The organism is Mycobacterium sp. VKM Ac-1816D (genome assembly GCF_000416385.1).
Lineage (GTDB): Bacteria > Actinomycetota > Actinomycetes > Mycobacteriales > Mycobacteriaceae > Mycobacterium > Mycobacterium neoaurum_A.
On sequence record NZ_AOHQ01000146.1, the window covers coordinates 195,428 to 208,203 of the forward strand.

The 12,776-nt window shown below is 66.8% G+C and carries 16 protein-coding genes; 6 read left to right on the top strand and 10 right to left on the bottom strand.

From position 1 onward, the window contains the following. Window positions 1–67: 67 nt before the first annotated feature. Window positions 68–268, top strand: coding sequence for a hypothetical protein (locus G154_RS25350; RefSeq protein ID WP_023985424.1), 201 nt, complete (start codon window positions 68–70; stop codon window positions 266–268). 62 nt (window positions 269–330) lie between these two features. Continuing rightward, the gene (locus G154_RS25355; RefSeq protein WP_023985423.1) at window positions 331–1,329 is read left to right on the top strand and encodes a DoxX family protein; all 999 of its coding nucleotides are present in this window, start codon (window positions 331–333) and stop codon (window positions 1,327–1,329) included. A 68-nt stretch (window positions 1,330–1,397) separates the two neighbouring features. Here G154_RS25355 and G154_RS25360 read toward each other — a convergent pair whose 3' ends face one another. From G154_RS25360 to G154_RS25390, 8 genes are all read right to left on the bottom strand, one after another. Then, complete coding sequence (locus G154_RS25360; protein WP_019514765.1) at window positions 1,398–2,387, bottom strand: LLM class F420-dependent oxidoreductase; 990 nt, start codon at window positions 2,385–2,387, stop codon at window positions 1,398–1,400. Window positions 2,388–2,429: 42 nt separating this feature from the next. Next, the gene (locus G154_RS25365) at window positions 2,430–2,933 is read right to left on the bottom strand and encodes a DUF6328 family protein (protein WP_019514766.1); all 504 of its coding nucleotides are present in this window, start codon (window positions 2,931–2,933) and stop codon (window positions 2,430–2,432) included. 30 nt (window positions 2,934–2,963) lie between these two features. After that, entirely contained in the window at window positions 2,964–3,119 is a 156-nt protein-coding gene (locus tag G154_RS26640; protein WP_019514767.1) for a DUF6131 family protein, read from the bottom strand. Beyond that, the gene (locus G154_RS25370) at window positions 3,116–3,349 is read right to left on the bottom strand and encodes a hypothetical protein (protein ID WP_019514768.1); all 234 of its coding nucleotides are present in this window, start codon (window positions 3,347–3,349) and stop codon (window positions 3,116–3,118) included. Before G154_RS25370 ends, G154_RS26640 begins: the two co-directional genes overlap by 4 nt. 110 nt (window positions 3,350–3,459) lie before the next feature. Continuing rightward, a complete protein-coding gene (locus G154_RS25375; RefSeq protein WP_019514769.1) occupies window positions 3,460–3,804 on the bottom strand; it encodes a hypothetical protein in 345 nt (114 codons plus the stop codon). A gap of 35 nt (window positions 3,805–3,839) precedes the next feature. Next, window positions 3,840–4,526: a PAS and ANTAR domain-containing protein gene (locus G154_RS25380; protein ID WP_019514770.1), complete on the bottom strand. Its 687-nt coding sequence runs from the start codon at window positions 4,524–4,526 to the stop codon at window positions 3,840–3,842. A 20-nt stretch (window positions 4,527–4,546) separates the two neighbouring features. Further along, window positions 4,547–4,843: a helix-turn-helix transcriptional regulator gene (locus G154_RS25385; RefSeq protein ID WP_031601375.1), complete on the bottom strand. Its 297-nt coding sequence runs from the start codon at window positions 4,841–4,843 to the stop codon at window positions 4,547–4,549. Window positions 4,844–4,860: 17 nt separating this feature from the next. After that, on the bottom strand, window positions 4,861–5,292 hold the full coding sequence (locus tag G154_RS25390; RefSeq protein ID WP_019514772.1) for an SRPBCC domain-containing protein: 432 nt from the start codon (window positions 5,290–5,292) through the stop codon (window positions 4,861–4,863). A 108-nt stretch (window positions 5,293–5,400) separates the two neighbouring features. On the opposite strand from G154_RS25390, the gene G154_RS25395 reads away from it, so the two are divergent. Then, complete coding sequence (locus G154_RS25395) at window positions 5,401–5,937, top strand: restriction endonuclease (RefSeq protein ID WP_019514773.1); 537 nt, start codon at window positions 5,401–5,403, stop codon at window positions 5,935–5,937. On the opposite strand, the gene lat is transcribed toward G154_RS25395, so the two are convergent. Both lat and G154_RS25405 read right to left on the bottom strand, forming a co-directional pair. Beyond that, entirely contained in the window at window positions 5,938–7,275 is a 1,338-nt protein-coding gene (lat, locus tag G154_RS25400) for an L-lysine 6-transaminase (protein WP_019514774.1), read from the bottom strand. A 49-nt stretch (window positions 7,276–7,324) separates the two neighbouring features. Then, on the bottom strand, window positions 7,325–7,786 hold the full coding sequence (locus G154_RS25405; protein ID WP_019514775.1) for an Lrp/AsnC family transcriptional regulator: 462 nt from the start codon (window positions 7,784–7,786) through the stop codon (window positions 7,325–7,327). Window positions 7,787–7,809: 23 nt separating this feature from the next. Here G154_RS25405 and G154_RS25410 point away from each other — a divergent pair, with 23 nt between their 5' ends. The 3 genes from G154_RS25410 to htpG are packed head-to-tail and all read left to right on the top strand — an operon-like array spanning window position 7,810 to window position 12,560. Beyond that, window positions 7,810–9,054: a VOC family protein gene (locus G154_RS25410; protein WP_019514776.1), complete on the top strand. Its 1,245-nt coding sequence runs from the start codon at window positions 7,810–7,812 to the stop codon at window positions 9,052–9,054. Continuing rightward, complete coding sequence (locus tag G154_RS25415; protein WP_019514777.1) at window positions 9,051–10,592, top strand: aldehyde dehydrogenase family protein; 1,542 nt, start codon at window positions 9,051–9,053, stop codon at window positions 10,590–10,592. Before G154_RS25410 ends, G154_RS25415 begins: the two co-directional genes overlap by 4 nt. A 24-nt stretch (window positions 10,593–10,616) precedes the next feature. Further along, a complete protein-coding gene (htpG, locus tag G154_RS25420; protein WP_019514778.1) occupies window positions 10,617–12,560 on the top strand; it encodes a molecular chaperone HtpG in 1,944 nt (647 codons plus the stop codon). Window positions 12,561–12,776: the final 216 nt, after the last annotated feature.

Below are 12,776 nucleotides of genomic sequence, written 5' to 3' on the forward strand. Positions count from 1 at the left end.
AGCCCAGTCGTCACCAAACCACGACCGCACGCGGTTTCCCGTTGTGCACCATGGGTAATCAGCACGCATGAGTACTCCTCATGTTCCCGATGACGTGCCCGTTGCCGATGCTGTCGAGCAATCCCGCGACGTCGTGGACGCCGATCCCGATGGTGGCGTCGACACCCCCGGAGAGGCCGCCGCACCGTCCCTTGAGACACCCGATGCGGACTGGCAGGAGCAGGCGGTGGAAGTCGACCTCGACGATGACGAGCGCGCGGGCTACTGATACCTGACGTCGCCGGGCTCGCGGTGGTTTGCCGTCCCGTTGTGGTGGGAACATTCACCGGCATGTTGGTACGCAGAATTGCCCGCCCGTTGTTGTCCGCCGCGTTCATCGGTCAGGGAATCGAGGCCCTCCGGGACGTCAAACCCGCGGCCGAGGTCGTCCAGCCCACCTTGGACGGTCTGCAGTCGCTGCCCGATTCGGTGGCCCAGAAGGTTCCCGACGATCCGATGACGGTGGCCCGCATCACCGCGGCCGCTCAGATCGGCGGCGGACTGCTGCTGGCCACCGGACGCGTTCCCCGCGTTGCCGCCGCGGTCCTGGCGGCGACCGTGATTCCGGCCAATCTGGGCAGGCATATGTTCTGGGAGGAGACCAACCCCGCCCTCAAGGCCGAGAAGCGCCGGGCATTCCTCACCGATGTGAGCCTCATCGGCGGCTTGGTGCTGGCCTCGGCGGATACCGCGGGCAAGCCGTCACTGGGCTGGCGCGGCCGTCGCGCCGGACGCAAGGTCGTCCAGGCGGTGTCGGAACGGCTGCCCGGATCCGATGATTCGATCCTGGATTCCGAGCTCGCCGACCGACTCGGTCACGGTCTGCACATCGGTGTCGAGCGCGGCCGTGAGCTCGCCGACACCGCACTCGAGCGCGGTGTGCCACTGGCGGCGTCGGCGTTCGAGACCGCGGCCGAGTCGCTGGGAACCGCCTACGATCGCGGGGCGGCCGCCCTCTACAAGGGCGCCGAGAAGAGCGCGCCGATCGCCAAGAAGGCCCGCAAGCGCGGTGCCGAACTGGCCGAAACCGCGTTGGACCGAAGCGCCGCGGCCCTGGAGCGTGGTGCCGAGAAGAGTGCGCCGGTGGCCAAGAAGGCCAAGGAACGCAGTGCCGAACTCGCCGAAACGGCCCTGGATCGCAGTGCGGCAGCGCTCGAGCGGGCCGCCGAACGCGGTGCACCGCTGGCGGCGGAGGCCCGCCGGCGCAGCGCGGAGTTGGCCGAGACCGCGCTGGAGCGGGGCAGTGACGAGGCCAAGTCGCGGTGGCGCTGGGCACGCAGCAAGGTGTGATGCTCGACAGCACGACCTGTACCGGCCGGATGCGCGTTCAGCGCATCCGGCCGGTTCTCATTGGCCCCCTACGATTGCCCCCACTCCGATCGCAGCGCCGACAGCAGCGGTCCGGCGGCCTCGGCGAGGAACTGCTCCTGGCTGTCCCCGCCGATCTGGATCAGCGCCACATCGGTGAATCCGGCCTTGGCGTACTCGCTGACGGCTTCCACGATCGGATCGAGATCGGGTCCGCACGGGATGGCCTCGGCGACATCCTGCGGCCGGACGAATTGGGTCGCACCGGCGAATCCCGCCGGTGTCGGTAGATCGGCATTCACCGACCATCCCCCGGCGAACCACCGGAACTGATCGTGGGCGCGCGCAATCGCGGCGTCGCGGTCGGGATCCCAGCAGATCGGCAGCTGTCCGACCACCCTGCCCTCGGGCAGACCCATCGGCTGGCGGACCCGCTTCCAGCTTTCCACGACGTCACCGTCGGGGGACGTGTTGATCAGATGGTCGGCGAGCACCCCGAGTGTCTCGATCGTCCGGTCACCGGTGATCGACACCCCGATCTCGACGGGCTCGTCGGGAAGATCCCAGATGCGCGCGGAGTCCACCGAGAAGTGGTCGCCGTGGAAATCCACGAGGCCACCACCGAGCAGTTCACGGATGATCTTGATGGCCTCGGCGAGCATGTCCAGGCGGCGCGCCGCCGCGGGCCATCCGGCGCCGACGACGTGCTCGTTGAGATTCTCACCACTGCCGAGCCCGAGGGTGAATCGGCCGTCGGCCAGGATCTGCACGGTCGCCGCCTGCTGCGCGACCACTGCCGGGTGATAGCGCATGGTCGGGCAGGTGACGAACGAGTACAGACCCACCCGCTCGGTCATCGCCGCGACCGCTCCCAGGACCGCCCACGCGTTCGGGGCGTGCCCCTGGCTGGTCAGCCACGGGCTGAAGTGATCGCTGCAGACCTCGAAATCGAAACCCGTCTGTTCTGCAGAAACCGCATACCTGACAAGGTCTTTCGGTCCCGCCTGTTCCGTCATCAAGGTGTATCCGAATTGCGTCATGAGCCCCGGCATACCCGGGCACCATGGGCGACAAACGGTTGGTCAGTCCGGTGGCCCGGGACGCGTCCGCAACCACAGCGGCAGGACCACCCAGAAGACCGCGATGGCCAGCGCGGTGACCGATCCGGCGAGCACACCGGCCGAAAGGTCATCGACCGCACCGAAGATCAACACCATCACGCCGGCCAAAGTCAGTGCGAGGAGGAGGATTCCGGCGTAGGCGAGGCGGTGCGCGGTGGTGACCACGATATCGAGCCGGTGCCTGCGGAACATTGCCCGGTGGATGCCGATGGGGGCGATCAACAGCACGGTCGCGGCGATGGAGCACGACACCGTGGCCAGATAGACGCTCCGCAGTTCGGCGCGCAGATCTTCGAATCGGTCATGGAATGGCAGCGTCAAAAGCAGGCCGGTGAGCAATTGGACACCGGTCTGCACCACCCGCAGCTCCTGCAAAAGGCTGGACCAGTTACGGTCCAGCCTTTGCATGCTCGTCTCGTGCCGAGCCGCCTCGTTCCAGTGGCGGTCGCCCTCCAGACTTTCCATCTCCGGCCGCCGTCGTCGACCGATACGGCGTCAGTACCAGGCGCGCCGACCCGCCACCGGGCGACCGATCGAACCCAGCAGCCAGAACACCGCGCCGGCGACCAGCAGCACCACACCCACGACCCACAGCAGGTAGACGTTGAGCACGAAGCCAAGGATCAGCAGAATTGCTCCGAGAATTATCATGACACCCTCACTTCCATGGTCCCCATCGAACTCGGTTGCGGCAGGCGGCAATCCGTTACCTTCGGATTGACGCCAGCGTAGTTGAGCGGGCCCGCGACAACGGTCAGCGCAATGGAACCCGCAGTAGCGCAATTTGTTTCACCACCGGAGAAGTAATCGCGCTGCCAGGCGGCGAACACTCCGATCAACAACCAGACCAGCACCACCGTGCCGATGAGTCCACGCCCCATGGGATCCTCCGTCGCTTATCGGTTGCAGGTTGATCGATTGCACCGCAGGAATACCCTGCTGACGACGGCGTCAAACGCCGATCGTCACGACGCGCACCGCACCATGGCGGTCAGCGTCCGAAACCGCCGATCGACGGCAGCCCCATGGTCAGAACGAGCAGCATCAACAGCATCAGGAACCAGCCGGCACCCTGCCAGGCCCACCACGAGCCGTTTCTCTTCCATATCCGGTAGGTACGCACGAATGCGCGGACACCCGCCGCGAACAGGATCACCGGCGCCCCCAGCGCCAGCACCAGCCGTTGCGGACGCCCGCACGCGGCGGTATCGGTGACAAGACCGTCACAACCGCGGGCAAGCACCGCGGCGATGATCAGGAACGCCACCCCCACCACCGCGGCGACGAGGCCGAATCGGATCGCCGATCGGGTTTCCGGTGCATCGCGCATGGACATGCGCCCGGATTGCCCACCACCGCCCCCCACAAACGTCAGGAATCGGCGCGCAGGTGGGTGGTCAGCAGCAGCCGGTCGAACACGCTGCGGTGCGGCAGCTGCTCGTGGTAATCGAGCTCGAGGAAGTCCTTCACCAACTGCTGCGACAGCGACTTCAATCGGGTGTTGGTTTCCTGCGAGCGCCATCTCAGTAGTTCGAAGGCGGCATCCCCATTGATCCGGTAGATCAGCATCAGCATGCCTTTGGCCTGTTCGATACCGCTGCGCGCCTCGGTGATCTCGGCAGCCACCTCACTCACCTGGTTCTGCTGTTCGCGCGACGGGGCTGCCCGCGGCGGCGTCAGGTCGATGTAGAAACCGTGGCTTCCGATCACGGCTTCCCCGGATTCGTCGAACAACCGGTCTCCGACGACCACGACGTCATGGGTATCGCCGCGGGTGTCGACGATGCGGTGCCGAGTACTGAAAGCCGTTGCGGTGCGGCGAACCCCGGCCAGCGTCGCGGCGACCTGGCCGCCGTCTTCGGGGTGTTTGTGCGCGAGCACCATCTCTGTCGTCGGCCGTGCGGTGCCGGGCTCGTAGCCGTGCATCCGTTCGACTTCCGGTGACCATTCCCACCGTTCGTCGGCGAAGTAGAACCGGTACCAGCCGACGCGCCGGGGCCCACCGTCGGCGAGTACGCACTCGACCGCCGGATGCTCCTGTGGTGTGTCATCGGCCATCTCACGTCGGATTATGCCCGCTACGACAGCCCTTCGGCGATGCGCTTGATCGCCATCAGGCGACGATCCCATTGCTGACCGATTGCGGTCAGCTCCGCACCCAGGGCGCTCAGCTTCGCACCGTGTGCGCGGTAGCGGATCTCCCGCCCGGCGGGGATCGCCTCCACCAAGCCCGCGTCCGAGAGCACCGAAAGATGTTTGGCAATCGCCTGCCTACTCACCGGCAACCGAGCCGCCAGCGCGCTGGCGGACATGTCGGCCGAACCGAGCTCGGTCAGGATGCGCCAACGTGTGTCGTCGGCCAACACGGCGAGCATGACCGGAGGTGCGCCCGTCACGCTGCGACCCCGAGCATCCGCACGAGGTCGTCGAGTTCGGTCCGCCATCCCCCGGTGTTGTCGGAGTGCGCGGTCGCGGGGTCGTCGAGTTCGTCGAACCCGGTCTCCACCAGCGCCAGTCGCGTGCCGTCTGCGGTCGGCGTGAGCTCGAAGCGCACCACGGTGGAGTTGCCCGGCACCGGGTCCACGTCGATCTCGCGGGCCCACCGGTATACCAGCAACCTCGGCGCCTCGATTTGTTCCACCACCACCCGGAAACGGCCGTGCGTCGACCAGCCGAAGTACCCGACGCCACCGGGCACCGGGTCGAATTCGGCGCTGTCGCCGAACCATTGGGTGATCAGGTCTTGCTCGGTGAGCGCGGCCCACACCGCGGCCGGGCTGGCGGCGATGTCGACGATACGGGTGATCTCGAGTGCGGTGGTCATCTGCGTTCCTTGGGTTGCTCCGACAATGTGCAACTCAAGGGTTGCATATCGGACCGTCGAACTGCAACCCCCAAGTTGCATGTCGGGGTGCCCACTTAGGATCCGGGCGTGCGCCTGACGACCTTCCTGACCATCGGCATCATCGCCGGTGGTGCGGCGCTGCTCTACGGCGCCGGTGCCATCACGGCGGTCAGCACAGGGTTGGCAGTTCCACTGCTCGCCGCCGCGATGCCGCACTTCCTGACCGGTCTGCGCACACCGTCAACCGGGGAGAATCCGATCGACACCATGTCCGGGGTGGAATTCGAGGATTACGTCGCTCGGATCGCGCGATCCTGCGGCGTATCGGTGATCATGACCTCGACCACCGGGGACTGGGGTGTCGACCTCATCGTCGGCAGGCGCCCGGACCGGCTCGCCATCCAGTGCAAGCGGGTGGCCCGGCCGGTGGGCACCGGTGCAGTCCAGGAGGTGGTCGCCGGCGCCGCCATGCAGGAGTGCACGCACACCATGGTGGTCACGAACAACGGTTTCACCCCGGCGGCGCGGAAGCTCGCCGAACGCCACGGCTGCATCCTCGTCGGCGGCGCCGATCTGCCGCGGTTGAAAATACTGATCCGCGAACGTGCCGCGCCCGCCCGCTGACTAGAGTCCCGACAACACCTCACGCACGGCGTCGACCGCCGCGTCGAGTTCGGATAGCGAGACCGTCAGCGCAGGCCGGAAACGCACCGAATCCGGTCCGCTGGCCAACATGATGACCCGCCGGTCCCACAACCTGCGCACCAGTTCGTCGCGCGCGGCGGTCGAGGGCAGACTGAATGCGCACATCAGTCCGCGACCACGCGGGTCGAGCACCTTATCGGGGAATTCGGTTGCCAGCCAATGCAACCTGCCGAGCAGGTGCCGACCGGCGTCGGCGGCATGCTCGATCAGGTCTTCGGCCTCGACGACTTCGAGGATGCGCCGCGCGCGCACCATATCGGTGAGGTTGCCGCCCCAGGTCGAGTTGATCCGGGAACTGACGGTGAAGACGTTGTCGACGACGTCATCGACGCGGCGACCCGCCATCACACCACACACCTGGGTTTTCTTGCCGAACGCCACCACGTCCGGGACGACTCCCAATTGTTGGTAGGCCCAGGCACTTCCGGTGATACCGCAGCCGGTCTGCACCTCGTCGAAGATCAACAGCGCATCGAATTCATCGCATAGCTCGCGCATGGCGGCGAAGAACTCCGGCCGCATGTGCCGGTCGCCGCCCTCGCCCTGCACCGGCTCGGCGATGAAGCAGGCGATGTCATGGGGGTGGGCGACGAAGGCGGCCCTGGCCTGCCGCAGCGATTCGGCCTCCAGTTCGGCAATATCGGCCCCGGGCCGCAGGTAGGGGGCGTCGATGCGCGGCCAGTCGAACTTGGGGAACCGCGCCACCTTGTTCGGGTCGGTATTGGTCAACGAGAGGGTGTAGCCGCTGCGCCCGTGAAAGGCACCGCGCAGGTGCAGCACCCGGGTCCCCAGCTCCGGGTCGCGACCGTTGGCCTCGTTGTGCCGACTCTTCCAGTCGAATGCCACCTTGAGCGCGTTCTCCACCGCCAGGGCTCCCCCGTCGACGAAGAACAGATGCGGCAAAGCCGGATCGCCGAGCACCCGCGCGAAGGTCTGGACGAATCGCGCCATCGGCACGGTGTACACGTCCGAATTGCTCGGCTTGTTGACCGCCGCCCGCGCCAACTCGGCGCAGAACGCCGGGTCATCAGCCAGTGCGGGATGGTTCATCCCCAATGCCGACGATGCGAAGAACGTGAACATGTCCAGATATCGGCTGCCGTCCCTGGCATCGACGAGCACCGATCCGCGCGAGGCTTCGAGGTCGAGCACCAGATCCATGCCGTCGGTGAGCACGCTGGCGCGCAGAACATCGTGCACCCGGTCGGGCGTGACGGCCTGGTCGCCGGCGGCAGGTGAAGTCAGAACAGCGGTCATGCCGCGATCCTAACGCAATTTTTACGGTGCAGTCATCTCGAAACAGGAACTATTTCGGTAGGTATGCGCGTCCATCGTAAAATGTCTGTAAGATGATGGTGCTTCGCGTGCGGACATTGGCGGCTGTCCTGATTCGCTGCAGCAGGTCTTCCAACGCCCGCGCCGATGCGACACGCACCAGGAGCACATAGCTTTCGTCGCCGGCGACGGAATGGCATGACTCGATTTCGTCGATATGGCGCAGTCGGGCAGGAGCATCATCGGGTTGAGAGGGGTCCAGCGGAGTAATGGCAACGAACGCCGAGAGCATGTGCCCGACGGTCTCCGGGTTGACCCGCGCGGTGTATCCGAGAATGACCTCACGGGACTCCAACCGACGCACCCGCGACTGGACGGCGGACACCGACAGTCCCGCGGTGGCGGCCAGATGCGCCAGCGTCGCACGCCCGTCGGCGACCAACTCCCTTACCAGCAGCCGGTCGATCTCGTCGAGATGCTCGATGTCGGTCATGGCCGCACTGTATCGGAGGTCCCGTGACCGGAGGTCCCGTGCCGCGCTGTGAAACCTGGCAGCTACGGGCACAATTCGCCGCGGCGTTGTCCCGGATGTACGGCTCGGAGGTGCCGGCCTATGACACCCTGGTGGAGGTGAGCGCCGAGGTCAACGCCGCCCACCTGCGGCGTCATCCGCAGGACCGGCGACTGGGATCGTTGGAACGCGTCACCGCGGAACGGCACGGGGCCATCCGGGTCGGCAACGCCGACGAGCTGCGCCAGGTCGCCGATCTGTTCTCCGCCTTCGGCATGTACCCGGTGGGCTTCTACGACCTGCGGACCGCCGCCTCCCCCGTCCCGGTGGTGTCCACCGCCTTCCGGCCGATCCATGCCGACGAGCTCGCCCGAAACCCGTTCCGGGTCTTCACCTCCATGCTGGCCACCGCCGACACCCGCTTCTTCGCACCCGATCTGCGCACCAGGGTCGAGACCTTTCTGAACGGGCGCCGATTGTTCGGTGCCGAACTGCTCTCGACTGCGCGCCGGATAGCCGACGAGGGCGGCTGCCCGGCCGACGAGGCCCGGGACTTCGTCGCCGCCGCCGTGGCCTGTTTCGCCTTGTCCCGCGAACCGATCGACCGCGGCTGGTATGACGAATTGTCGGCCGTCTCGGCGGTGGCGGCCGATATCGCCGGCGTGCGCAGCACCCACATCAATCACCTGACGCCGCGGGTGCTGGACATCGATGCTCTGCAAGGCTCCATGACCCAGCGCGGCATCACGATGATCGAGGCCATTCAGGGTCCGCCGGCCGTCGACGGTCCCGAAGTCCTGTTGCGGCAGACCTCGTTCCGCGCACTGGCCGAGCCACGCCGTTTCCGCGCCGCCGATGGTGCCCTCTCCGAGGGATCGCTGCGGGTGCGCTTCGGCGAGGTCGAACAGCGCGGCGTGGCGCTGACACCGCAAGGTCGTTCGCGCTACGACGCGGCGATGGCCGAGGCCGACCCGGCTGCTACCTGGCACCGCCATTTCCCGGCCACCGACGCGCAGATGTGCGCCGACGGGCTCGCCTATTACCACGGCGGCGATCCGACCAGACCCGTTGTGTACGAGGACTTCCTGCCCGCCTCGGCCGCGGGGATCTTCCGCTCGAACCTCGACCGGGACGCCCCGGGCACCGATCGCCCCGACGATACGCAGTACAGCCGACATTGGATGGCCGACCGGATCGGCCACCACATCCACGACCCCTACGAGCTCTACGAGAAAGTCGCGTGCACATGACCAGCGTCCTGACATCCTCCCTGCCGACCGCCGACGAACTGCGCGCCCAGGTGCGCGCCGCGCTCGACGCACTGGGCTGCACCACCGCACTGGCCGGTCCGGGCGCACCGGGCCTGCCGGCGAGCACGCCGATCACCGGTCAGGTGCTCTTCACGGTCCCGGAATCGAGCTCGACCGACGCGGACGCGGTCATCACCTCCGCGGCAACGGCTTTCGCCACATGGCGGACCACCCCGGCGCCGGCGCGTGGCGCCCTGGTGGCCCGGCTCGGCGCGCTGCTCACCGAGCACAAGGCGGAGCTGGCCACCCTCGTCACCGTCGAGGCAGGCAAGATCACCTCCGAGGCGCTCGGCGAAGTCCAGGAGATGATCGACATCTGCCAGTTCGCCGTGGGGCTGTCCCGACAGCTGTACGGCAAGACCATCGCCTCCGAACGGCCCGGGCACCGGCTCATGGAAACCTGGCATCCGCTCGGCGTGGTCGGTGTCATCACCGCCTTCAACTTTCCGGTGGCGGTGTGGGCGTGGAACACCGCGGTGGCGCTGGTATGCGGCGACACGGTGGTCTGGAAGCCCTCGGAGCTGACGCCGTTGACCGCACTCGCCTGCCAGGCCCTGGTCGAGCGGGCCGCCGCCGATGTCGGCGTGGCCGGCACGGTCTGCGGACTGATCCAGGGTGGCCGCGATATCGGTGAGCAGCTGGTCGACGACCCGCGTGTCGCACTGGTCAGCGCGACCGGCTCGGTCCGGATGGGCCGCGAGGTCGGACCGCGAGTGGCCGCCCGGTTCGGCAAGGTTCTGCTCGAGCTGGGTGGAAACAACGCCGCCATCGTAACCCCGTCGGCCGACCTGGACCTGGCTGTGCGGGCCATCGTGTTCTCCGCCGCAGGTACCGCCGGGCAGCGCTGCACCACCATGCGTCGGGTCATCGCGCACCACTCGATCGCCGACACCCTGGTGCAGCGAATCGCGACCGCGTACCGCAGCCTGCCGGTCGGCGACCCGGCTGCCGAGGGGACACTGGTGGGCCCGCTGATCCACGAGCGCTCCTACCGGGACATGGTGGGTGCGCTGGAACAGGCCCGCGCCGATGGCGGCGAGGTCACCGGCGGCGAGGGCGTCGACCTCGGCACCGACGGCCACTATGTGCGACCGGCGGTGGTCCGGATGCCTGCCCAGACCGCGGTGGTGCACGCCGAGACGTTCGCCCCGATCCTGTACGTGCTGACCTACGACGATCTCGACGACGCCATCGCGATGAACAATGCGGTACCGCAGGGTCTCTCGTCGGCGATCTTCACCACCGACATCCGCGAGGCGGAGCGGTTCATGGCCGCCGACGGCTCCGACTGCGGCATTGCGAACGTCAACATCGGCACCTCGGGCGCGGAGATCGGTGGCGCGTTCGGTGGCGAGAAGGAGACCGGCGGTGGGCGCGAGTCCGGCTCCGATTCGTGGAAGGCCTACATGCGGCGGGCGACCAACACCGTCAACTACTCCTCCGAGCTCCCCCTTGCCCAGGGGGTCCGGTTCGGCTGAGTCGGCGGGTTTTAGTATGACCGCGTGAGCGAGCAGGTCGAACAGAGAGAATTCCAGGCAGAGGCGCGTCAGCTGCTTCAGCTGATGGTGCACTCCATCTACTCGAACAAGGACTCGTTCCTGCGGGAACTGGTGTCCAATGCCTCCGACGCGCTGGACAAGCTGCGGCTGGCGTCCTACCAGGACAAGGACCTGGATGTCGATACGTCGGATCTGCACATCGACATCGATCCAGATGCCTCCGCCAGGACGCTGACGATCCGCGACAACGGCATCGGCATGTCGCGCGACGAGGTCGTCGACCTGATCGGCACCCTGGCCAAGTCCGGCACCGGCGAGCTGCGCCGCAAGTTGAGCGAGGCGAAGCAGGCCGGTGACACCGCGGGCGGGCGAAGCGGGGCGGGTGATGTCGACGATCTCATCGGCCAGTTCGGCATCGGGTTCTATTCGACGTTCATGGTCGCCGACAAGGTCGACCTGGTGACCCGCAAGGCCGGCGAAAGCACAGCAACGCGTTGGGAGTCCAGCGGGGACGGCACATACACCATCGCGACCGTCGACGAAGCCCCGCAGGGCACTTCGGTCACGTTGCACCTCAAGCCCGAGGACGCCGACGACGAACTGCATGACTACACCGCGCCGTGGAAGATCAGGCAGCTGGTCAAGAAGTACTCCGACTTCATCTCGTGGCCGATCCGGATGGAGGTCGAGAAGACCGTCCCGGCACCCGAGGGTGCCGACGAGGGCACCCCACCGACGGTCACCACCGAGATCGAGACCATCAACTCCCGCGTCGCACTCTGGGCCAAGTCCAAGAGCGAGGTGTCCGACGAGGAGTACAAGGAGTTCTACCGGCATATCGCGCACGCGTGGGATGAGCCCCTCGACGTCATCGCGATGAAGGCCGAAGGAACTTTCGAGTATCAGGCGTTGTTGTTCATCCCGTCGCAGGCGCCGTTCGATCTGTTCAACCGCGACGGCAACACCGGTGTGCAGTTGTACGTCAAGCGCGTCTTCATCATGGGCGATTGTGACGAGCTGGTGCCGGAGTATCTGCGCTTCGTCAAGGGTGTCGTCGACGCCCAGGACATGTCGCTCAACGTGTCCCGCGAGATCCTGCAGCAGGACCGCCAGATCAAGGTGATCCGCCGGAGCCTCACCAAGAAGGTGCTGTCGGCGATCAAGGACCTGCAAGCCAACCGTCCCGACGACTATGCGACGTTCTGGACGCAGTTCGGGCGCGCCTTCAAGGAGGGGCTGCTCTCCGACGCCGACAACCGCGACACCCTGCTGGCGCTGTCGTCGTTCGCCTCGACGCATTCCGAGGACACCCCCACCACGCTGGCTGACTACGTGGGCCGGATGAAGGACGACCAGGAGCAGATCTTCTACGCCACTGGCGAGTCCCGGCAGCTGCTCGAGCGCTCCCCGCACCTGGAAGCGTTCAAGGCCAAAGGCTACGAGGTGTTACTGCTCACCGACCCGGTCGACGAGGTCTGGGTCGAATCGGTGCCCGAGTTCGACGGCAAGCCGCTGCAGTCCGTGGCCAAGGGCGAGGTCGACCTCGGCGGTGACGAGGCCGACAAGCCCGAGAGCGGAGATTTCGCCGAGTTGCTCAGCTGGCTACAGGAGACCCTCGACGAGCACGTCAAAGAGGTGCGATTGTCGACGCGATTGACCTCGTCGCCGGCGTGCCTCATCACCGACACCTTCGGCATCACCCCGCAGCTGGCGCGGATGTACCGGGCGTCCGGGCAGGATGTACCGGTCGGCAAGCGCATCCTGGAACTCAACCCCGAGCACGCCCTGGTGACGGGCTTGCGGGACGGCTTGACCTCGGGCGCCGAGGGACTCAGCGATGCCGCCGAGTTGCTCTACGGCACAGCACTTCTCGCCGAGGGCGGATCGCTCGACGATCCCGCCCGCTTCGCCGCCATCCTGGCCGACCGATTGGCCAAGACCTTCTAGCAGGCCTCCTGACACGTCGGCCCGACTTCACTGTTCAGTTGTCAAGGTGCGCTGCAGCTTTGGGGCCTTGGGGCTATGCGGCGGTGGGTAGGTCGGTCATGGTGCGTCGGTTGTGGGATCGCAGGTGTGCCGGTTCGGGCCCGCCGGGTGTGTGGGGCGGGATGAACCAGGGGTGGCGGTCCCTACCGAGGTAGACCTGCCAGCCACCGTGATGGA